The sequence below is a fragment of the Ruegeria intermedia genome (assembly GCF_900129345.1).
GTDB classification, from domain to species: Bacteria; Pseudomonadota; Alphaproteobacteria; order Rhodobacterales; family Rhodobacteraceae; genus Ruegeria; species Ruegeria intermedia.
Map to the genome: position 1 here is coordinate 83,253 of NZ_FQVK01000001.1, position 20,197 is coordinate 103,449.

A 20,197-nucleotide genomic window follows, 5' to 3' on the forward strand; every position below is an offset into this window, starting at 1 on the left:
TCCTCCATCCATGTGACAGGCGCACCCTATCCGAACACCTGCGGGCTTGTCATCCCCTTTTGAGACTTCCCGTCAGTCTTGCAGCAGCGCGTCCCGGTCCAGCGTGAAATCCGAGGCGATCCAGTTGCTTTCCAGTTCGGCCAGTTTGGCGCCCAGCGCAGGGCCGGAGTAACGCCCGAGCAGATCGGCGGCCTTGACCGGGAATGTCGCCGCGGCCCCTTTTTCGACGGCCGCGCCCGTCTCGGCCGTCCAGGGCCGTTCCAGAAAGGCGCAGCGCAGCAGGGCCGCGTCCTGCCCGTCTGGCTGTCCCAGCCGATACCCCAATTCGGCCGCCCCGGCACCGCCCTGCGCCCCGTCGCGGATCCGGGTCAAGCGGGCCAGTTGCGCCTTGCTGAGGCGCAGGGTCCCGGCAACCTGGGGCCCTGCGATGGCTGCCAGACGGCGCAGCGCGTCGGGGGCAAGCCCGGCCTGCGATTCAAGATGGATCAGGATCGGCAGCGCCCGATCGTCGGCGCCGGGCAGCAGATGCGCCAGAACGCCGATGCTGCGCATGGCGGCCACCGACGGGGCCGGGTCGGGCGCGGCCAGCAGTTTCAGCATCTCGGCCCCGACCCGCTCGCGCGACAGCCGGTCGAGCCCGTCCAGATCGGCCGCAATCGCCGCCAGAGCATCCGGGTCCATCCCGGCCTGCGCGTCGCCATACCAGGCGTGGAAGCGGAAATACCGCAACGAGCGCAGATAGTCCTCGCGGATGCGATCTTGGGCCGTGCCGATGAACCGCACGCGCCGCGCCTGCAGGTCAGGCAGGCCGCCCAGCGGATCCAGAATGGTGCCGTCGGGGCGGGCATAAAGCGCGTTCATCGTAAAATCGCGGCGGGCGGCGTCCTCTTCCACCTGATCCGAAAAGGCCACGACGGCGCGCCGCCCATCGGTTTCAACGTCGCGGCGAAAGGTGGTGATTTCATGCGGTATGCCGTCGCTGACAACGGTCACGGTGCCATGATCAATCCCGGTCGGAATCGCCTTCAGCCCCGCCTTTTCGGCCAGGTCCATCACCTGTTGCGGGCGGGCATCGGTGGCGATGTCGAGATCCGAGACCGGTGCCCCCAGCAGCGCATTGCGGACGCAACCCCCTACGAACAGCGCCTGCGCGCCGCCCTCGGTCAGCGCCTTGCACACGTTCTGCGTGGCCGGGTTCGTGATCCAGTCTTCGGTGATCCGCATCATTCGTTCATCCGTGCCGCCAGCCCGCGCAACATGCGGGCCGTGGCGCCCCAGATGTAGTAGGGGCCATAGGGCACCGCGAAGTAATACCGCCGTGTTCCGCGCCAGATGCGCGATTCAACCACATAATTCGCAGGGTTCCGCACATGCGCAAGCGGAACCGAAAACACCTCGTCCACCTCGCCCGGTTCAGCCACCGGGTCAAAGCCGCGCTCCAGAACCGCCACCACCGGCGTCACGGCGAATGACGTGACGGTTTCATGCACCGGCAAGGTACCCAGAATGCGCGGCAGGTCCGGCGGCAGGCCGATCTCCTCCTGCGCTTCGCGCAGGGCGGTGGCGGTCACATCCGCGTCGGTGTCGTCCTGCTTGCCGCCCGGAAAGGCGATCTGCCCCGGATGGTGTTTCAGGGCCGAGGACCGCTTGGTCAGGATCAGGCGCGGATCACCGCGGGCCAGGTCCACGGCCACCAGAACACCTGCGGGGCGCAGCTTGCGTCCCGCAGGCAGAACCGTGCCTGGATTGAGGTCGAAGTCGCTGGACCCGTCACCCGGACGGGCCAGCGCTTCGCTCAGACGCGGGATCAGGTCAGCCGTCATCCGGGTCTTCGGCCTCAAACCCGACCGATTTCGGATCCAGCACGTAATGCGCGCCGCAGAACTGACAGTCGGCGGTGACGGTGCCTTCGTCCGTGGTCATCTTCTCGATGTCCTGGGCCGAGTAGATCGACAGGCTTTGCCGCACGCGGTCCTCGGAGCAGGTGCAGCCGAACTGAACCGATTGGGCCTCGTACACGCGGGGCTGTTCCTCGTGGAACAGGCGCACCAGCAGGTCGGTCGGCGCCACGGACGGCCCGATCATTTCCAGATCCTCGACCGTATCCAGCAGGATGTTCACACGGTCCCAGTTTTCGCCTTCATCGCCATCCACCAGGTCCGACGCTGTCAGGATGTCGCCGGTGCCGTCATTCGTGGCCACGAAGGGCGAGGCCTTGGGCATGTGCTGCAGCATGATGCCGCCCGCGCGCCAGCGTTCGCCGGCACCGGGTTCGGTCGATTTTCCGAAACTAAGCGAAAACCGCGTCGGCAATTGCTCGGACTGGGCGAAATAAGACTCGGCGCAGGCCTTCAGCGATCCGCCGGTCAGCGGCGTGATCCCCTGATAGGGCTGCGTCCCCTTGCCCTGGTCGATGAGGATCGCGAAATACCCCTCGCCGACCTGATCGAACGGCGCGCCATCGGTCAGCCGGTCGCGGTCAAAGCTGGCATAGGCCCGGATCTGCGCGGGCTGGCCTTCTTCGCGCGGGGCGTAGTAGTCGGTGGCGATCATCCGCACCGGTCCGTTCGACTGCACCTGCAGCGACAGCTTCCAGCGCAGCGCGACGGTCTGGCCGATCAGCGCGGTCAGCAGGGCCATCTCGGCCACCAGCGCCTCGACCTGCTCGGGATAGTCGTGCTGTTTCAGGATGCCGTCCAGCACCCCGTCCAGCCGCGCCACGCGGCCACGCATATCCGAGACATCGAGTTGAAAGGGCAGGACGGTATCGTCCCACGCGATTTTCGTTCCAAAAGACATGGGGTTTCCTTAAACGCCACGGGTTGGCATACCGCCACCATATAGGTCGAAGATCCAGAGTTGAAAGGGCTCTTACATGATCAGGCGGTTCGGCGAAACCCCGGAACCGGGGCGCAGATACACCCGGCGCGTGGGCGTCTACGCGCTGCTGCCCCGGGGCGGCAGCCTGCTTCTGACCTGCCAGATCGAGCCCGGCCCTGACCTGCAGCTGCCCGGCGGCGGGATCGATCCGGGCGAATCCCCGATCGCCGCCCTGCATCGCGAAGTGTTCGAGGAAACCGGCTGGTCGATTGCCGCCCCCCGCCGGATCGGCGCGTTCCGGCGCTTTACCTACATGCCCGAATACGACCTTTGGGCCGAAAAAATCTGCCTGATCTACCGCGCCCACCCGGTGCGGCGCCAGGGCCCGCCGACCGAAGCCTTTCACGAGGCCGTCTGGATGAACGCGGGCGACGCGGTTCACATGCTGGGCAATGCCGGCGACCGCCATTTCGCCCGCTTGTATCTTTCGGGGCGCTAGTTCCCGTTGAACTCGAAAAACACGGCCGAAACGTCATCATCCATCGTCTCGCCGGGCGGCATCGACTGGGTCAGCCGCCAGAACATGTCGTCCAGAAATTCGGGGCCGTTGTGCTGGGCCAGACACTCCCCCGCCAGCCGGCACAGCCCGTCTTCGTCAAGCAGCCCGCCGCCGGCCACCCGGCATTCGGTGAACCCGTCGGAATACAACAGCAACCGGTCGCCCGGCTGCATGTAGAAGTCGGTCTGTCGAAAAGTCGCCCCATCGATCAGGCCGATCGGCAGACCGCCGTCGCCCATGAACTGCATCGCCCCATCCGCACGGATCAACAGCGGGTGCGGGTGGCCGGCCTGAACCATCTTCACATGGCCATACCGAAGATCGACGATCGCGTAGACCATCGTGAAATATTCCTCGATCCCGGTATCGGCCATCAGGCGGGCATTCAGCGTCTCGGCCACCTGTTCGGGGGGCAGCAGCGCATAGAACTTGTTGAACCGCTTCTCCATCGCCACGTTCTGGTCGAAATGCTGGCTGGTCAAGTAGCCGCCCAACCGTGCCGTCATCATGGCCGAGGTGATGCCGTGCCCGGACACGTCGATGCTGTAGAACCCGATCCGGTTCGGACCGGGCGAGAACATGCCCACCAGGTCACCGCCGATATGGCCGCAGGGCTTGAGCAACAGGCTGACGCGCGAGCGGCCGAACTCCCGGGTCAGTTCGGGTACCAGCGATTCCTGTATGTGGCGGGCCTGCCTCAGATCCTTGTCGATCAGGTCATGGGCGACGCGCAGTTCCGACAGGGCCTTTTCGATCAGCCGGTTCTTTTCCGACAATTCACGCTGCATGCCCAGGATCCGCGCACCGGCCGAGATCCGCGCGCGCAACTCGTCCGCCTCGAGCGGCTTGATCAGGAAATCATCCGCCCCCGCATCCAAGCCGCGCGCCACCTCCTGCTTTTCGCTTTTGGACGTCAGAAGGATGAAATAGGTGTATGCGTCCTTTTCCAATTCGCGAAAGGCGCGGCAGAATTCCAACCCGCCCATCCCCGGCATCACCCAGTCGCTGAGTACCAGATCTGGCAGACCCTGGCGGCACAGCTCGAGCGCCTCTTCGCCGCTGTCGGCCTCGATGACGGTGAACCCCCATTTCTTGAGCGACGCCACAAGGATCCGGCGCTGAAGGCGGCTGTCATCCACCACCAGCACGTTCCGGATGGCACCAAAATCCAGATCAGCCTTGATCTCTGGTTGGCTGGGCAATCGCACGCCGACCTCTGCGCTTCCTGTTCGGGGTGCAGAAACGCTAGGCGCCCAATCTTAACAATCGGTGAAAACCCGGCAACACCACGCGGCGCCGCGCTTAACCTGCTCTTTACCCGGCTCAGATAGTCAGGTCACAAACGGGTCAACGCGGAGAACGGGCATGATAAACTGGCCCAGAGTGCGCCAATTGCGCGACGAGGTCGGGCCGGACGAGTTCGATGAAGTCGTTCGCATCTTTCTGGACGAGGTCGGCGAGGTCATCGACCGCCTGCAGGCCGATACCGAACGGCGCGAACTTGAACAGAACCTGCATTTTCTGAAGGGCAGCGCGCTGAGCCTCGGGTTCGAAACCTTCTCCAAACTGTGCCAGGATGGCGAGCGGCGGGCCGCGGCGGGCCAGGGCGCCGAGGTGGATCTGGACGCGGTCCTGGCCGCCTTCGACGAGTCGCGCAAGATGTTCCTGGCCGAACTGGCGCAGAACCTGTGAGCGGTCAGATCACGAACTGCGCCAGCGTCTCGTCGTCGGTGATGTCGGTATAGACGAAACCGGCATCGTCCAGATGGGCGAACAGGCGCAGAAAGTTTTCGGGCTTGGCGGTTTCGATCCCGATCAGGACCGAGCCGAAATTGCGCGCCGATTTCTTCATGTATTCAAACCGGGCGATGTCATCCTCGGGGCCGAGGATGTTCAGAAATTCCTTCAGCGCTCCGGGCCGCTGCGGCAGGCGCAGGATGAAGTATTTCTTGACGCCCGAATAGCGCTGTGCGCGCTCTTTGACCTCGGGCAGACGTTCGAAATCGAAATTCCCGCCCGAGGTGACACAGACCACCGTTTTGCCGCGCACAAAGCTCTGGACATCGCCCACCGCCTCGATCGCCAGGGCGCCGGCGGGCTCCAGCACGATGCCTTCGACGTTCAACATCTCGATCATGGTGGTGCAGATGCGGTCTTCGGGCAGGACGATCACGTCCGACAGATGCCGGTCACGCAACAGCTGGAACGGCTTGTCCCCGATCCGGCCCACTGCCGCGCCGTCGACGAAATTGTCCACCTTGTCCAGCGCCACCGGATGGCCCGCCGCCAGCGCCGCGCGCAGACAGGCCCCGCCGGCGGGTTCGACGAACAGGCAATGTGTGCGGTCGCCGAACCACGTCGCCACGCCCGAGGACATGCCGCCCCCGCCCACCGGCAGCACCACGTGATCGGGCAGGCGGCCCAGCTGTTCCTCGATTTCGACGGCCAATGAGGCCTGCCCCTCGATCACGTCGTCATCGTCGAAGGGCGACAGGAAATACCCACCCTGCTGCGCGCACCAGTCCTGAGCCGCGGCAAGCGTGTGATCGAAATAGTCGCCGGTCAGGTGGATCTGGATGTTGTCGCCGCCGAACATCCGGGTTTTCTGGATTTTCTGCTGCGGCGTGGTGACCGGCATGAAGATGACGCCCCGCACATCCATGTGCTTGCACATGAACGCCACGCCCTGCGTGTGGTTGCCCGCGCTGGCGCAGACGAACAGGTCCTGCCCCTGCTGCTTGCGCATGGCATTGAACGCGCCGCGGATCTTGTAGGACCGCACCGGGCTGAGGTCTTCGCGTTTCAGCCAGATATCGGCGTCGTATTTCTTTGACAGATGGGCATTGCGCTGCAACGGGGTTGCAGGAAACACGGTGCGCATGGCCTGTTCGGCGGCGCGGGCGCGGGTCATGAAATCACTCATGCCGCATTCCCTGCCCCATCAGGCCGACAAGGGCAAGGAATACATCGGTGTACGGGCGATCAATCCAGTTCGCGTTTTTCGATGAACACGCCGTACATCGTGGTCAGGATGCTGACATTGATCATCGGCAGGATCACCATGCCGAAGAACACGGCGATCAGAACCCCCAGAACCGGAATCATCGACAGAACGCCGCCGGCCAGCTGCACCAGGAACTGGAACAGGATCGAAACCAGAACCAGAACGAGAATGGCGCCCCAGGTGCCTTGGGTGTTGCTCCACGCGTCGCCCAGCGTGATCGGACGGCCGATGGCGGCCGCAGGCAGGATGATGGACAACCGATAGAAGCAGACGGTCAGGAACACGATGTAGAGGATCGTCAGAAAGATCGAAACCGCGATCGCGCCCTCGCCCAGCATTCCGATCATCACAAGCATCGGCAGGTATCCGATCGCAAACAGGATTACCAGCATCAGCCCGCGCCCGAAATAGGCGAGGATGCGATCGAAACGGAAGGTCGGAAGAAGCCCGCTGGGATACTCCTCGAGCAGGATGAAACGGTGCCACGCCACGGCGATCCAGCCCATGGTGACAAGCATCACGATCGCCAGAAGGATCAGGAACAGGATGAATGATGCCGGATTCACCTCGGGCGGCAATCCCGTGGCGCCGTCGTCAAAGGCTTCGACCGGAATGCCGGACACCAGAAACAGCCCGATTATGGCGACGGTTCCGATCACGGCCGGGCCCAGAACGATTTGCAGAACCTGCGGCAGATTGCCGAACACCATCCGCAGCGAATGTGCGAAAATCTTCCATCCAAGCATTCAAAGAACCCCTTTGACAATCTTTGGTTGTCTCTGGTGTGCGCTTATTCGCAGCGCCCGGTCAACCCACTGCTTCTTGCCCCCACGTCGAAAACCCGCTAGGGGCCAATCGTCTTACGTTTAAGGGGAAGTCAGATGTCCGCGCCCAAGAAAGTTGTTCTGGCCTATTCCGGTGGCCTTGATACCTCGATCATCCTGAAATGGCTGCAGACCGAGTATGGCTGCGAGGTGGTGACCTTCACCGCCGACTTGGGTCAGGGCGAAGAGCTTGAGCCCGCCCGCCAGAAGGCCGAGCTGCTGGGGATCAAGCCCGAGAACATCTATATCGAGGACATCCGCGAGGAGTTCGTCCGCGATTTCGTCTTCCCCATGTTCCGCGCCAATGCGCAGTACGAGGGGCTGTACCTGCTGGGCACCTCGATCGCACGTCCGCTGATTTCCAAGCGCCTGATCGAAATCGCCGAGGAAACCGGCGCCGACGCCGTGGCCCATGGCGCCACCGGCAAGGGCAATGACCAGGTGCGGTTCGAACTGGCGGCCTATGCGCTGAACCCCGACATCAAGGTGATCGCGCCCTGGCGCGAGTGGGACCTGACCAGCCGCACCAAGCTGCTGGAATTTGCCGAGGCGCACCAGATCCCGATCGCCAAGGACAAGCGCGGCGAGGCGCCCTTCTCGGTGGACGCAAACCTGCTGCACACCTCGTCCGAGGGCAAGGTTCTGGAAGACCCCGCCGTTCAGGCGCCCGACTATGTCTATCAACGCACCGTCCACCCCGAGGACGCCACGAACGAGCCCGAATATATCGAGATCGGCTTTGAAAAAGGCGACCCGGTCAGCATCAACGGCGAGGCGATGAGCCCCGCCACCATCCTGACCAAGCTGAACGAATACGGGGGCAAGCACGGCATCGGCCGTCTGGATCTGGTCGAGGGCCGGTTCGTGGGCATGAAATCGCGCGGCATCTATGAAACACCGGGCGGCACCATCCTTCTGGAAGCGCATCGCGGCATCGAATCCATCACCATGGACCGCGGCGCGATGCACCTGAAGGACCAGCTGATGCCGCAATATGCCGAGCTGATCTACAACGGCTTCTGGTACAGCCCCGAGCGCGAAATGCTGCAGGCCGCCATCGACAAATCTCAGGAACACGTCACCGGCATCGTCCGCGTGAAACTTTACAAGGGTCTGGCCTCGACCGTGGGCCGCTGGTCGGATCACTCGCTGTATTCCGAGGCGCATGTGACTTTTGAGGAGGACGCCGGCGCCTACGACCAGAAAGACGCCGCGGGCTTCATCCAGCTGAACGCGCTGCGGCTCAAGCTGCTGGCGGCGCGCGACAAGCGGTTGTCCAAGTGACCGAGGATGACGGCATAAACGACGAACTGGAAATGTTCATCGAAGCGCAGGACACGGTCTGGTCCGATGTCCTGCGCGAACTGGAACAGGGGCAGAAGACCAGCCATTGGATGTGGTTCGTCTTTCCGCAACTGGCCGAGCTGGGCCAGTCGCACATGGCGCAGCTCTATGGAATCGAGGATCTGGACGAGGCTGCCGCCTATCTGGCCCACCCCGAATTGCGCCGCCGCCTGACCGAGGTGGCCCGGCTGATGCTGACCCACGCAGGCAAGGACCCGGCCGAGATTCTGGGCAAGGTCGATGCCAAGAAGCTGCGGTCTTCCATGACCCTGTTCGCCGCCGTGCCCGATGCGCCTCCCGAATTCCAGGAGGTTCTGGGCGCGTTCTACGACGGTCAGCCCTGCCCGCGCACGCAGCAGGCCCTGGGCTGAACACGTAAGGTCACGCTTGCCCCGGCCCCTGCCCTCTGTCACCCCGAACGCAAGTGCGAAACAGGGAGGCAGGGATGCTGCAGGAAATCGCCGAGGGAATCCAGAAAGGGCTGGCCGACAAACGCTTTGACGGCTCGTTGAAATTCGATTGCGGCGCCGATGGCGTGATCGTTCTGGCCGACAACACGGCCACAACCCAGGACCGCGAGACCGATTGCACCATCCGCATCTCGCGCGACAATCTGGGCAAACTGCTGACCGGCAAGCTGAACCCGATGACCGGGGTGATGATGGGCAAGCTCAAGATCTCGGGCGACATGGGCGTCGCGATGAAGCTGGGGCAACTGCTGGGCTAGGCGATAAACTCGACTCACCACCGCGTGACAAACGGTTTCAGCCGATTGTCAGCCGCCCCGTTGCGCGGCAGCCTGAGGCGGAAAGGAGGTCCGCCATGGCCCGTTGCCTCGACCAGATCAAGCTGACCCTTCTGTTTGCGCTGATTGCGCTGGCGCTGATTCTGCGCGCTCAACCGGCCCCGGCGGCCGGAACCGAGACGCTGACCGTGGCGGGCGGCTGTTTCTGGTGCGTCGAGGCTGATTTCGAATCCGTGCCCGGCGTGATCGAAGCGGTTTCGGGCTATACCGGCGGCACGACTCCGAACCCCACCTACAGCCAGGTCACGAGCGGCGGCACCGGCCATTACGAGGCGGTGCAGATCACCTTCGACCCGGCCCGCGTTTCCCGTGAAACCCTGCTGAACCTGTTCTTCCGCTCGGTCGATCCCACCGATGCGGGCGGGCAGTTCTGTGACCGGGGCGACAGCTATCGCACCGCGATTTTCGTCTCTAACACAGGCGAAAAAGCTTTGGCCGAACGCAGCAAAGCCGAAGCGCAGCGTGCGCTGGGGCGGGCCGTCGTGACCCCGATCCTGCCGCTTGGGGCGTTCTATCCGGCCGAGGCCTATCATCAGGATTACTACAAGGGCAAAAAGCTGGTGTTCACCCGGTTCGGGCCGAAACGCCAGCTGAATGCCTACAAGGCCTATCGCAAGGCCTGCGGCCGCGATGCACGGGTCCGGCAGCTGTGGGGCAGCGCCGCGCCGTTTGCCGGATCTTAATCCAGCGCGGCCTCGCGTACCTCTTTCAGATCGGGAATGACGTCTGCCGTACCGGGCCGCATCACCATCAGTGCGGCCGCCCGGTTGGCTTGGGTGATGGCCTGCGCCATCGGCATCCCCCGGTCCATCCCGGCCAGGACATATCCGGTGAAGGTGTCCCCGGCCCCGGTCGTGTCCACGGCCTTGACCTTGTGGGCGGGAAACTCTGCCGCCGCCTGCCCGCGTTGATGATAGCGGGCGCCTTTTGACCCCAGCGTGACGATCACATGTTCGACCGGCAGATCGGCCGGGGCCAGCCCCGTGGCCTGTTGCAGCTGGGCCGCCTCGACCTCGTTCAGGATCAGGAAATCCAGATAGGGCAGCACCGCCTGCACCGCCGCCGCGCTGAAGGGGGCTGCGGCATAACACACGGTCAGACCCCGCTCGCGGCCCAGCTTCGCGGCCTCGACCTGTGCGGTGGTTTCGTTCTGGAACACCAGAAGATCACCCGTGTCAGAGCCTGCCAGCGCGGCGGAAACCTGATCGGCGCCGATCGCGTGGTTGGCGCCGGGGTACAGGATGATCAGGTTTTCGCCCTGCGAATCCACCGCGATGATCGCATGGCCCGTGGGCTGATCGACCTGCGCGATGTGCCGCGTGTCGACCCCGTATTCGGTCAGCCGGTCGCGCGCCCACAGCCCGTCGGCCCCCACGGCGCCGATGTGGCGCACATGCGCCCCGGCCCGTGCCGCGGCAACCGACATGTTCGCGCCCTTGCCGCCCAGAAACCGCTGCAAACCGCTGGCCGCAAGGGTTTCACCCGGCGCCGGCAGGTGCGGCAGCGCATAGACGATGTCGGCATTGATCGAGCCCAGGTTCCAGATTGCCATCGGATCACGCCATGTCGCACGAGGCCAGGATGGCCATGTTCAGGATGTCATTCGCGGTCGAGCCGGTCGAACAGATCTGGATCGGCTTGTCGATGCCGGTCAGGATCGGGCCGATCACCGTGGCTCCGGCCATTTCCTGCATCAGCTTGGTGGAAATCGAGGCCGAGTGCCGCGCAGGCACGATCAGGATGTTGGCCGGCCCGGTCAGGCGGCAGAAGGGATAGGCCTCTTGCTGCTGGGCGTTCAGCGCCACGTCGACGGTCATCTCACCTTCGTATTCGAAATCGACGCCGCGCGCCTCCAGCACTTGCGGAGCCTTGTACAGCTTTTCGGTCCGCTCGGAGACCGGATAGCCGAAGGTCGAGAAGCTGACGAAGGCCACCCGAGGCTCCAGCCCCATGTGGCGGGCAACCGTGGCGGCGCGTTCGGCGATGGTGGCAAGGTCGTTCTCGTCCGGCCATTCATGCACCAGCGTGTCGCCGATCAGCACGATCCGGCCCTTGTGCAGCAGCGCAGTGATCCCGGCGGCGCCGTGGGCGGCGTCGGCGTCGAACACATGGCTGATGCGGTCCAGCACATGCGCCGATTTGCGGGTGGCCCCGGTCACCAGACCGTCGCCATGCCCATGCGCCAGCATCAGGGCCGAGAACACATGCCGGTCGCGCGCGGCCAGGCGGTGGATGTCCTTGCGGTCAAAGCCTTTGCGCTGCAGGCGCTGGTACAGAAAGTCCTTGTAGGCATCGAGATGCGTGGTGTTGGCGGCATTGACCACCTCCAATTCGCGCACCGCGTCGCCCAGACCGGCGGCTTCCAGCTTGGTCTTCACGTCGTCGGGCCGGCCCACGACCAGCGCCTTGCCGAAGCCCGAGCGCTGATACATCACCGCCGCGCGCAGAACCCGTGGATCGTCGCCCTCGGCAAAGATCATCCGGCTTTGCGCCGCGCGGGCCCGGGCGTTCAGGCCGCGCAGAATGCTGGCGGTCGGGTCCATGCGCGACTTGAGGCTCAGCTCATAGGCTTCCATGTCGATGATCGGCCGCCGGGCCGCGCCGGTGTCCATCCCCGCCTTCGCCACGGCCGGCGGAATACGATAGATCAGGCGCGGGTCAAACGGCGTGGGAATGATGTAGTCGCGCCCGAAGGTCAGCGATTTGCCATAAGCCAGCGCCACCTCGTCGGGCACATCCTCGCGCGCCAGACGGGCCAGCGCGTGGGCGCAGGCGATCTTCATCTCGTCATTGATGGCGCGGGCGTGGATGTCCAGCGCCCCACGGAACAGGTAGGGAAAGCCCAGAACGTTGTTGACCTGGTTGGGGTAGTCGCTGCGCCCGGTGGCCACGATGGCGTCGACGCGGACCTCGTGCGCCTCTTCGGGGGTGATTTCCGGGTCGGGGTTGGCCATGGCGAAGATCACCGGATTGTCGGCCATGCTTGCGACCATCTCCTGCGTGACCGCGCCCTTGACGGATACGCCCAGGAACACGTCGGCGCCCTTCATGGCCTCTTCCAGCGTGCGCAGCTCGGTCGCAATCGCGTGGGCCGACTTCCACTGGTTCATGCCCTCGGTCCGGCCCTGATAGATCACGCCCTTGGTGTCGCAGACGATGCAGTTCTCGTGCTTGGCGCCCATCGCCTTGAGCAGTTCGATACAGGCGATCCCCGCCGCCCCGGCCCCATTGAGAACGATCTTCACGTCCTCGATCTTCTTGCCCGAGATGTGCAGCGCGTTGATCAGCCCCGCCGCGCAGATCACCGCCGTGCCGTGCTGGTCGTCGTGAAAGACGGGAATGTCCATCTCTTCCTTCAGGCGCTGTTCGATGATGAAACATTCCGGCGCCTTGATGTCTTCCAGGTTGATGCCGCCGAAGGTCGGCCCCATCAGCTTGACCGCGCGACAGAATTCGTCGGGGTCCTCGGTGTCCAGCTCGATGTCGATCGAGTTTACGTCGGCGAACCGTTTGAACAGGACGGATTTGCCCTCCATCACCGGCTTGGACCCCAGCGCGCCCAGATTGCCCAGCCCCAGAACCGCCGTACCGTTCGAGATCACGGCCACAAGGTTGCCCTTGTTGGTATAGTCATAGGCGGTCTCGGGGTTCTCGGCGATGGCTTCGCACGGAACCGCCACGCCGGGGCTGTAGGCCAGCGACAGATCGCGCTGCGTGGTCATGGGAACGGTGGCCTGCACCTCCCACTTGCCGGGGGTGGGTTCCAGGTGAAAGGCCAGCGCCTCTTCTTTGGTGATCTTCGCTTTGGGCATTTTGACGGTCGGTTCCATGACTTCGGGGCTTTTCGCCTCATACCGCAGGCGGGGGCGCGCCTCAACGACTATGCGATTTCACCTTTCGTCGCGGTTGGGGGATTTGTAAGGTCGCGCCCGGAATACGCCAGAGGGGAGCAGCCTTGTCCAACGTCACGCCGATGATGGCGCAATACCTGGAAATCAAAGAGGCCAACAAAGACGCCCTGCTGTTCTATCGCATGGGCGATTTCTACGAGATGTTCTTCGAGGATGCCGTGAACGCCGCCGAGGCGCTGGACATCGCCCTGACCAAGCGCGGCAAGCACAATGGTGAAGACATCCCCATGTGCGGCGTGCCGGTGCATTCGGCCGAGGGCTATCTGCTGACGCTGATCCGCAAGGGCTTTCGCGTCGCCGTCTGCGAACAGATGGAAAGCCCGGCCGAGGCCAAGAAAAGAGGCTCTAAATCGGTGGTAAAGCGCGATGTCGTGCGCCTTGTCACCCCCGGCACCCTGACCGAGGACGCCCTGCTCGAGGCGCGCCGCCACAATTTTCTGGCCGCCTATGCCGAGGTGCGCGACGAGGCCGCGCTGGCCTGGGCCGACATTTCGACCGGGGCGTTTCACGTGATGCCGCTGACCTCGGTGCGCCTCAGCCCCGAGCTGGCCCGGCTGGCCCCGTCCGAGCTGATTGTGGCCGATGGCGCCGAGGCCAATCTGCGCGACACGGTCCAAGACCTGGGCATCGCGCTCACCCCCATCGGGCGGGCCAGTTTCGACAGCACTGCGGCAGAAAAACGCATCTGCGGGCTGTTTCACGTGGGCACGCTGGACGCGTTCGGCAGCTTTGGCCGGGCCGAGATCTCGGCCATGGGCGCGCTGATCGACTATCTGGAAATCACGCAGAAGGGCAAACTGCCGCTGCTGCAGACGCCGATGAAGGAATCCGAGGATCGCGTCGTGCAGATCGACGCGGCCACCCGCCGCAACCTGGAACTGACGCGATCTTTGTCGGGCGGACGGGCCGGATCGCTGCTGTCGGTGGTGGACCGGACGGTGACCCCGGGCGGCGCGCGCCTGTTGGAACAACGCCTGTCCAGCCCCTCGCGCAATCTGGACGTGATCCATGCCCGGCTGGATGCGGTGGATTTTGCCGCCCAGGACAGCCTGATCGCGGCCGATCTGCGCGAGGCGCTGCGCAAGACCCCCGATCTGGACCGCGCCCTGTCGCGCCTGTCGCTCGAGCGTGGCGGCCCGCGCGACTTGGCCGCCATCCGCAACGGGTTGGCGCAGGCACAGGCCATTGCCGAGATCTGCGCCGGGCAGGACCTGCCGGTGCTGCTGGCAACCGCGGTGCAGAACCTCGTGGGCTTCGACGACCTGCTCGACCTGCTGGATCAGGCGCTGGTCGCCGACCCGCCGCTGCTGGCGCGCGATGGCGGCTTCATCGCCCCCGGTTTCGACGCAGAACTGGACGAGGCCCGCACCCTGCGCGACGAGGGGCGCTCGGTCATTGCCGGGTTTCAGCAGAAATACGCGGAACATACCGGCATCGCCTCGTTGAAGATCAAGCACAACAACGTGCTGGGCTATTTCATCGAAACCACGGCCACCCATGCCGAGAAGATGCTGAACCCGCCGTTCAGCGAGACCTATATCCACCGTCAGACAACCGCCAACCAGGTGCGGTTCACCACGGTCGAACTCAGCGAGATCGAAACCCGCATCCTGAACGCCGGAAATTTGGCATTGGAGATCGAAAAGCGGCTCTATCAAAGGCTTTCTGACGAGATTCTGGCGCAGGCTGCCCACATCAACCAGGCCGCGCGAGGGCTGGCCGAGCTGGACCTGACCACCGCGCTGGCCGATCTGGCACGGGGCGAGAACTGGTGCCGCCCGCAGGTGGACGGCTCGCGCGCCTTCGATATCGTCGCCGGCCGTCATCCGGTGGTGGAACACGCGCTGCGCCAGCAATCCGGTGATGCCTTCATCGCCAATGATTGCGACCTCAGCGCCGAGGATGGTGCGGCCATCTGGCTGCTGACCGGTCCCAACATGGCGGGTAAATCGACCTTCCTGCGCCAGAACGCGCTGATTGCCCTGCTGGCGCAGATGGGCAGTTTCGTTCCGGCCGAGCGCGCGCATATCGGGCTGGTCAGCCAGCTGTTCAGCCGCGTGGGTGCCTCGGACGATCTGGCGCGGGGCCGATCGACGTTCATGGTCGAGATGGTGGAAACCGCGGCCATCCTCAACCAGGCCGATGACCGGGCGCTGGTGATCCTCGATGAAATCGGGCGTGGCACCGCCACCTATGACGGCCTGTCCATCGCCTGGGCCACGCTGGAACATCTGCACGCCGCCAACCGCTGCCGGGCGTTGTTCGCCACCCATTACCACGAACTGACCGCGCTGGCCGGCAAGCTGGAGGGCGTCGAAAACGCGACCGTCGCGGTCAAGGAATGGGAGGGCGAAGTGATCTTCCTGCACGAGGTCCACAAGGGCGCGGCCGATCGGTCCTATGGCGTGCAGGTCGCGCAGCTGGCCGGCCTGCCGGCTTCGGTCGTCGAGCGCGCACGCGTGGTTCTGGACCAGTTGGAGAAGACCGAGCGCGAAGGCGGCAAGCAGAAGGCCCTGATCGACGATCTGCCGCTGTTTTCTGCTGCACCACCGCCGCCGCCCGCGCCGAAAACCTCGGCAGTGGACGAGATGCTCAAGGACATCATGCCGGACGAGCTGACCCCGCGCGAGGCGCTGGACCTGATCTACAAACTGAAAGAGGCGGCCAGATCCTGACCGCCCCATTCAATTTTCACAACCACTGGCCCGTCAGCTGGCCGGGGTCGAGCTGACCCCCACCTGCGCCGGACGCAGCAGGCGGTCATGCAGCATGAATCCTTCGGCCGAGACCTGGATGATCTCGCCCGCCTTGGTGCCCGGCACCGGGGCTTCGAACATGGCTTCGTGCAGGTTCGGGTCGAACTTGTCGCCGACCTCGGGCGCGATGACCTCGATCCCGTGTTTCTTGAACACGTCCCTGAGCATGCGCATGGTCAGCTCGACGCCTTCGATCAGACCGGCGGCAACTTCGCGCTGCTCGTCGCTCGCGGCCTCGAGCGCGCGCTTCATGCTGTCATAGACAGGCAGCATGTCGCGCGCCAGCTTGGACCCGCCGTATTGTTCGGCCTCGCGGCGGGCCTTGTCACCGCGCTTGCGTGCGTTTTCCGCATCCGCCAAGGCGCGCATGAACTTGTCGCGCAGCTCGTCGCGCTCGGCCTTCAGGGCATCCAGTTCCAGCGCTTCCTCGCTGATCTCGGCCAATTCCTCGGCCAGTTCTTCCGCCTCGGCAGTTGCAATGTCGTCCAGAAATTCTTCGTTCTTCGGCTCTGCCATCTTTTACCCTCTAGCTCCGGTCGGAAATCAGCTTGCCGACCAGCTGCGCCGTATAGTCCACGATCGGCACGATCCGCCCATAGTTCAGACGTGTCGGCCCGATCACGCCAACGGCGCCGATTATCTTTCGATCAGCGTTCATATAAGGAGACACCACCAAAGAGGAACCCGAAAGTGAGAAAAGTTTGTTCTCGGACCCTATAAAAATGCGCACGCCTTCGCCTTCCTCGGTCAATTCGAGGAATTCGGCGATGTCGCGCTTGCGCTCCAGGTCGTCGAACAGGACCCGGATCCGCTCCAGTTCTTCCTCCTGACCGGTGTCGCCCAGCAGATTCGCCCGCCCGCGCACGATCAGCCGCGCCGAGTCCGTCTCTTCGCCCTCCCAGGCCGCAAGGCCGCTTTCGACCAGCTCGCGCGCCAGCACGTCGATCTCTTGCCGGCGCGCGGCAATCTCGGTCTGGATCATGCGGTGCACATCGGACAGCGTTCGGCCCTCGATCAGGGCGTTGAGGAAATTGGCCGCCTCGCGCATCGAGCTGGGTGTCTGCCCCGGCGGCGGCGTGAACAGGCGGTTTTCCACGTGCCCGTCCGAGAACACAAGAACCACAAGCGCCCGGTCATGGCCCAGGGACACGAATTCGATATGCTTGATCCCGGCCTCGTGCTTGGGCGTCAGAACCAGAGACGCCCCGCGCGTCACGTTCGACAGCGCCGCGCCGACCCGGTCGAGCATGCCGCTGACGTCGCCGGCGTTGCTGCCCAAGGTTTCGTCCAGCTTCTTCCGGTCTTCCTCGCCCAGGTCGCTGACTTCCAGCAGCCCGTCCACGAACATGCGCAGCCCCATTTGGGTCGGCACCCGCCCGGCGCTGACATGAGGACTGTCCAACAGGCCCAGGAATTCCAGATCCTGCATCACGTTGCGCACGGTCGCGGCGCTGACCTTCTCGCTCAGCGACCGGGTCAAGGTCCGGCTTCCCACCGGCTCGCCGCTTTCGAGATAGTTCTCGACGATCAGCCGGAACACCTCGCGCGACCGGTCGTTCATCTCGTCCAGAATTTTGCTCGCTTCACTCATCGGCGATCCTTTTGCTGGGTGGTCATTAAATAGCTGCCAACAGAAAGGTCAATCGGGGTTGCATCGCTGCCGCGCCGGGCGGTATCCCCAAGCCAGCAGACAAAGGATATCTCATGCGACCCTCTGGACGAGATTTAAGCGAAATGCGCCCGGTTTCAATCGAGACCGGGTTCACCAAACATGCCGAAGGTTCCTGCCTGATCAAGATCGGCGACACCCATGTTCTGTGCACCGCCACGATCGAGGATCGCGTGCCGCCTTTCATCAAGGGGTCGGGCCTGGGCTGGGTCACCGCCGAATACGGCATGCTGCCCCGCGCGACCAACACCCGGATGCGGCGCGAGGCCGCCAGCGGCAAACAGGGTGGCCGGACCGTGGAAATCCAGCGCCTGATCGGCCGGGCCCTGCGCGCCGGGGTCGACCGTGTCGCCCTGGGCGAACGCCAGATCACCGTCGATTGTGACGTGCTGCAGGCCGATGGCGGCACCCGCTGCGCCTCGATCACCGGCGGCTGGGTCGCGCTGAGGCTGGCGGTGAACAAGCTGATGAAGACCGGCGACGTGATCACGGACCCGCTGGTCGATCCGGTCGCCGCCGTGTCCTGCGGCATCTATGCCGGACAGCCGGTTCTGGACCTCGACTATCCCGAAGACAGCGAGGCCGGCGTTGACGGCAACTTCATCATGACCGGATCCGGCAAGCTGATCGAGGTGCAGATGAGCGCCGAAGGTTCCGTCTTCAGCCGCGCGCAGATGGATCAGCTGATGGAACTGGCCGAAAAAGGCGTGTCCGAGCTGGTGGCCGCGCAAAAGGCCGCCACCGCATGACCCGCCGGTTCGAAGGCGATCGGCTGCTGGTGGCCACGCACAACAAAGGCAAGCTCGAGGAGATGGCCCATCTGCTCGAGCCCTTTGGCGTGACCGTCCTGGGCGCGGCCGAGATGAACCTGCCCGAACCCGAAGAGACCGAGGACACGTTCGTCGGCAATGCGCGCATCAAGGCCCACGCCGCCGCACAGGCCACCGGCCTGCCCGCCCTGTCCGACGATTCCGGCATCACCATCGATGCGCTGGACGGTGCGCCGGGCGTGTACACCGCCGACTGGGCCGAAACCGGAAACGGTCGCGATTTCCTGATGGCCATGACCCGCGCGCATGAAGAGCTTGAGGCGCGCAACGCCCCGCATCCACGCACCGCCCAGTTCCGCTGTACGCTGGTGCTGGCCTGGCCCGACGGCCATGACGAGGTGTTCGAGGGCGTCGCACCCGGTCATCTGGTCTGGCCGATCCGCGGCAAGGACGGGTTCGGCTATGACCCGATGTTCGTCCCCGATGGGTACGACGTTACTTTCGCCGAGATGGATCGGTGGGAAAAGAACAAGATCAGCCACCGCGCCCGCGCGGTCGAGCTGTTCGTGAAAGGCTGCTTTGGCGGATGATTGGCGCAACGGGGGCTTTGGCCTGTACGTGCATTGGCCCTTTTGCGAGGCCAAGTGCCCCTATTGCGACTTCAACAGCCATGTTTCCATAAATATTGATCAAAAACAATGGCTTGACGCCTATCTATCCGAGCTGAAACGCTCGGCCACCGAAACCCCCGAGCGGGTTCTGAACACGATCTTCTTTGGCGGCGGCACCCCGTCGCTGATGGCGCCCGAAACCGTCGCCGCCGTGATCGACGCCGCCCGCAGCCTTTGGCGGCCCGCCAATGACATGGAAATCACGCTCGAGGCCAATCCCGGCTCGGTCGAGGCCGGACGGTTCGCCGGTTATCGCGATGCCGGTGTGAACCGGATCTCGATGGGCATTCAGGCAATGAATGACGAAGATCTGCGGCGGCTGGGCCGCATCCACAGCGTGGCCGAGGCCCGCGCCGCCTTCGACATCGCCCGCAGCTGTTTCGACCGGGTCAGCTTTGACCTGATCTATGCCCGCCAGTACCAGACGCTTGAGGACTGGCGCGCCGAGCTGACCGAGGCGCTGTCGATGGCGATCGACCATCTGTCGCTGTACCAGTTGACCATCGAGGCCGGCACCGCATTCGGCGACCGCTATTCAGTCGGCAAGCTGCGTGGCCTGCCCGAGGACGACAGCGCAGCCGACATGTATCTGGCCACGCAAGAGATCTGCGAAGCCCACGGCATGCCCGCCTACGAGGTGTCGAACCACGCCGTTCCCGGGGCCGAGTCGCGGCACAACCTGATCTATTGGCGCTATGGCGATTATGTCGGCATCGGACCGGGCGCCCATGGGCGGATCACGGTAGATGGCCAACGGATCGCAACCGAAACCCATCTGGCACCGACCGCGTGGCTGAAGGCCACCGCGCGCGGAAATGGCGAAAAGCTGCGGACCCCCCTGACCGCCGAAGAACAGGCGAACGAATACCTCATGATGTGTCTTCGATTGACAAAAGGTCTAGATATAGATCGGTATTGTCGCTTGGCCGGGCGCTCTTTGCCGCAGACCAAACTGGACTATCTGCAAGAGATCGGGATGATCACCCAACAGGAAAACCGTCTGGCAGCCACCGCGGACGGCCGCGCCGTCCTAAATGCGGTGATCCGGGAATTGCTGGAGTAGA

20 protein-coding genes are annotated in these 20,197 nt (G+C 64.2%); 10 read left to right on the forward strand and 10 right to left on the reverse strand.

Translation table 11 applies throughout. The features are described 5' to 3' along the window. Positions 1-72 precede the first annotated feature (72 nt). The 3 genes from F3H26_RS00360 to hslO are packed head-to-tail and all read right to left on the reverse strand — an operon-like array spanning position 73 to position 2,799. The gene (locus F3H26_RS00360; protein WP_188127657.1) at positions 73-1,227 is read right to left on the reverse strand and encodes a CCA tRNA nucleotidyltransferase; all 1,155 of its coding nucleotides are present in this window, start codon (positions 1,225-1,227) and stop codon (positions 73-75) included. Next, on the reverse strand, positions 1,224-1,823 hold the full coding sequence (locus F3H26_RS00365; RefSeq protein ID WP_149774082.1) for a CoA pyrophosphatase: 600 nt from the start codon (positions 1,821-1,823) through the stop codon (positions 1,224-1,226). Before F3H26_RS00365 ends, F3H26_RS00360 begins: the two co-directional genes overlap by 4 nt. Then, positions 1,813-2,799: an Hsp33 family molecular chaperone HslO gene (hslO, locus tag F3H26_RS00370; protein ID WP_149774083.1), complete on the reverse strand. Its 987-nt coding sequence runs from the start codon at positions 2,797-2,799 to the stop codon at positions 1,813-1,815. Before hslO ends, F3H26_RS00365 begins: the two co-directional genes overlap by 11 nt. Positions 2,800-2,875: 76 nt before the next feature. Between hslO and F3H26_RS00375 the strand changes: the two genes are divergently transcribed. Then, positions 2,876-3,319, forward strand: coding sequence for an NUDIX hydrolase (locus F3H26_RS00375; RefSeq protein ID WP_149774084.1), 444 nt, complete (start codon positions 2,876-2,878; stop codon positions 3,317-3,319). Here F3H26_RS00375 and F3H26_RS00380 read toward each other — a convergent pair. Next, a complete protein-coding gene (locus F3H26_RS00380; protein ID WP_149774318.1) occupies positions 3,316-4,581 on the reverse strand; it encodes a PP2C family protein-serine/threonine phosphatase in 1,266 nt (421 codons plus the stop codon). The genes F3H26_RS00375 and F3H26_RS00380 overlap by 4 nt on opposite strands. Positions 4,582-4,744: 163 nt before the next feature. On the opposite strand from F3H26_RS00380, the gene F3H26_RS00385 reads away from it, so the two are divergent. Beyond that, positions 4,745-5,071 carry an Hpt domain-containing protein gene (locus F3H26_RS00385; RefSeq protein ID WP_149774085.1) on the forward strand — a complete coding sequence of 109 codons (327 nt, stop codon included), beginning with the start codon at positions 4,745-4,747 and terminating at the stop codon, positions 5,069-5,071. 4 nt (positions 5,072-5,075) lie between these two features. Here F3H26_RS00385 and ilvA read toward each other — a convergent pair whose 3' ends face one another. Both ilvA and F3H26_RS00395 read right to left on the reverse strand, forming a co-directional pair. After that, positions 5,076-6,302, reverse strand: coding sequence for a threonine ammonia-lyase IlvA (gene ilvA, locus F3H26_RS00390; RefSeq protein ID WP_149774086.1), 1,227 nt, complete (start codon positions 6,300-6,302; stop codon positions 5,076-5,078). Between the two features lie 59 nt (positions 6,303-6,361). Further along, positions 6,362-7,129: a hypothetical protein gene (locus F3H26_RS00395; protein WP_149774087.1), complete on the reverse strand. Its 768-nt coding sequence runs from the start codon at positions 7,127-7,129 to the stop codon at positions 6,362-6,364. Positions 7,130-7,264: 135 nt separating this feature from the next. Here F3H26_RS00395 and F3H26_RS00400 point away from each other — a divergent pair, with 135 nt between their 5' ends. The 4 genes from F3H26_RS00400 to msrA all read left to right on the forward strand — a co-directional run bounded on the left by F3H26_RS00400 (position 7,265) and on the right by msrA (position 10,039). Beyond that, positions 7,265-8,491: an argininosuccinate synthase gene (locus F3H26_RS00400; protein WP_149774088.1), complete on the forward strand. Its 1,227-nt coding sequence runs from the start codon at positions 7,265-7,267 to the stop codon at positions 8,489-8,491. Positions 8,492-8,523: 32 nt separating this feature from the next. Beyond that, positions 8,524-8,922, forward strand: coding sequence for a DUF1810 domain-containing protein (locus F3H26_RS00405; protein WP_149774319.1), 399 nt, complete (start codon positions 8,524-8,526; stop codon positions 8,920-8,922). A gap of 74 nt (positions 8,923-8,996) precedes the next feature. Then, positions 8,997-9,278, forward strand: a complete 282-nt coding sequence (locus F3H26_RS00410; RefSeq protein ID WP_093963906.1) for an SCP2 sterol-binding domain-containing protein — start codon at positions 8,997-8,999, stop codon at positions 9,276-9,278. A 95-nt stretch (positions 9,279-9,373) separates the two neighbouring features. Beyond that, complete coding sequence (gene msrA / locus F3H26_RS00415) at positions 9,374-10,039, forward strand: peptide-methionine (S)-S-oxide reductase MsrA (RefSeq protein WP_149774089.1); 666 nt, start codon at positions 9,374-9,376, stop codon at positions 10,037-10,039. Here msrA and F3H26_RS00420 read toward each other — a convergent pair. After that, entirely contained in the window at positions 10,036-10,908 is an 873-nt protein-coding gene (locus tag F3H26_RS00420) for a ribokinase (RefSeq protein ID WP_149774090.1), read from the reverse strand. The two genes, msrA and F3H26_RS00420, sit on opposite strands and share 4 nt — an antisense overlap. A gap of 4 nt (positions 10,909-10,912) precedes the next feature. Beyond that, positions 10,913-13,168, reverse strand: a complete 2,256-nt coding sequence (locus F3H26_RS00425) for an NADP-dependent malic enzyme (RefSeq protein ID WP_149774091.1) — start codon at positions 13,166-13,168, stop codon at positions 10,913-10,915. Between the two features lie 161 nt (positions 13,169-13,329). Between F3H26_RS00425 and mutS the strand changes: the two genes are divergently transcribed. Continuing rightward, positions 13,330-15,942, forward strand: coding sequence for a DNA mismatch repair protein MutS (gene mutS / locus F3H26_RS00430; protein ID WP_149774320.1), 2,613 nt, complete (start codon positions 13,330-13,332; stop codon positions 15,940-15,942). Between the two features lie 33 nt (positions 15,943-15,975). Here mutS and F3H26_RS00435 read toward each other — a convergent pair whose 3' ends face one another. Together F3H26_RS00435 and hrcA are read right to left on the reverse strand one after the other, a co-directional pair. Further along, the gene (locus F3H26_RS00435) at positions 15,976-16,539 is read right to left on the reverse strand and encodes a nucleotide exchange factor GrpE (protein ID WP_149774092.1); all 564 of its coding nucleotides are present in this window, start codon (positions 16,537-16,539) and stop codon (positions 15,976-15,978) included. Between the two features lie 10 nt (positions 16,540-16,549). After that, a complete protein-coding gene (hrcA, locus tag F3H26_RS00440) occupies positions 16,550-17,614 on the reverse strand; it encodes a heat-inducible transcriptional repressor HrcA (RefSeq protein WP_149774093.1) in 1,065 nt (354 codons plus the stop codon). Between the two features lie 113 nt (positions 17,615-17,727). On the opposite strand from hrcA, the gene rph reads away from it, so the two are divergent. The 3 genes from rph to hemW are packed head-to-tail and all read left to right on the forward strand — an operon-like array spanning position 17,728 to position 20,196. Then, positions 17,728-18,441 carry a ribonuclease PH gene (gene rph, locus F3H26_RS00445; protein WP_149774094.1) on the forward strand — a complete coding sequence of 238 codons (714 nt, stop codon included), beginning with the start codon at positions 17,728-17,730 and terminating at the stop codon, positions 18,439-18,441. Next, complete coding sequence (gene rdgB, locus F3H26_RS00450) at positions 18,438-19,052, forward strand: RdgB/HAM1 family non-canonical purine NTP pyrophosphatase (protein ID WP_149774095.1); 615 nt, start codon at positions 18,438-18,440, stop codon at positions 19,050-19,052. The genes rph and rdgB overlap by 4 nt, the downstream gene beginning before the upstream one ends. Beyond that, the gene (hemW, locus tag F3H26_RS00455) at positions 19,042-20,196 is read left to right on the forward strand and encodes a radical SAM family heme chaperone HemW (RefSeq protein ID WP_149774096.1); all 1,155 of its coding nucleotides are present in this window, start codon (positions 19,042-19,044) and stop codon (positions 20,194-20,196) included. The genes rdgB and hemW overlap by 11 nt, the downstream gene beginning before the upstream one ends. Position 20,197 lies beyond the last annotated feature (1 nt).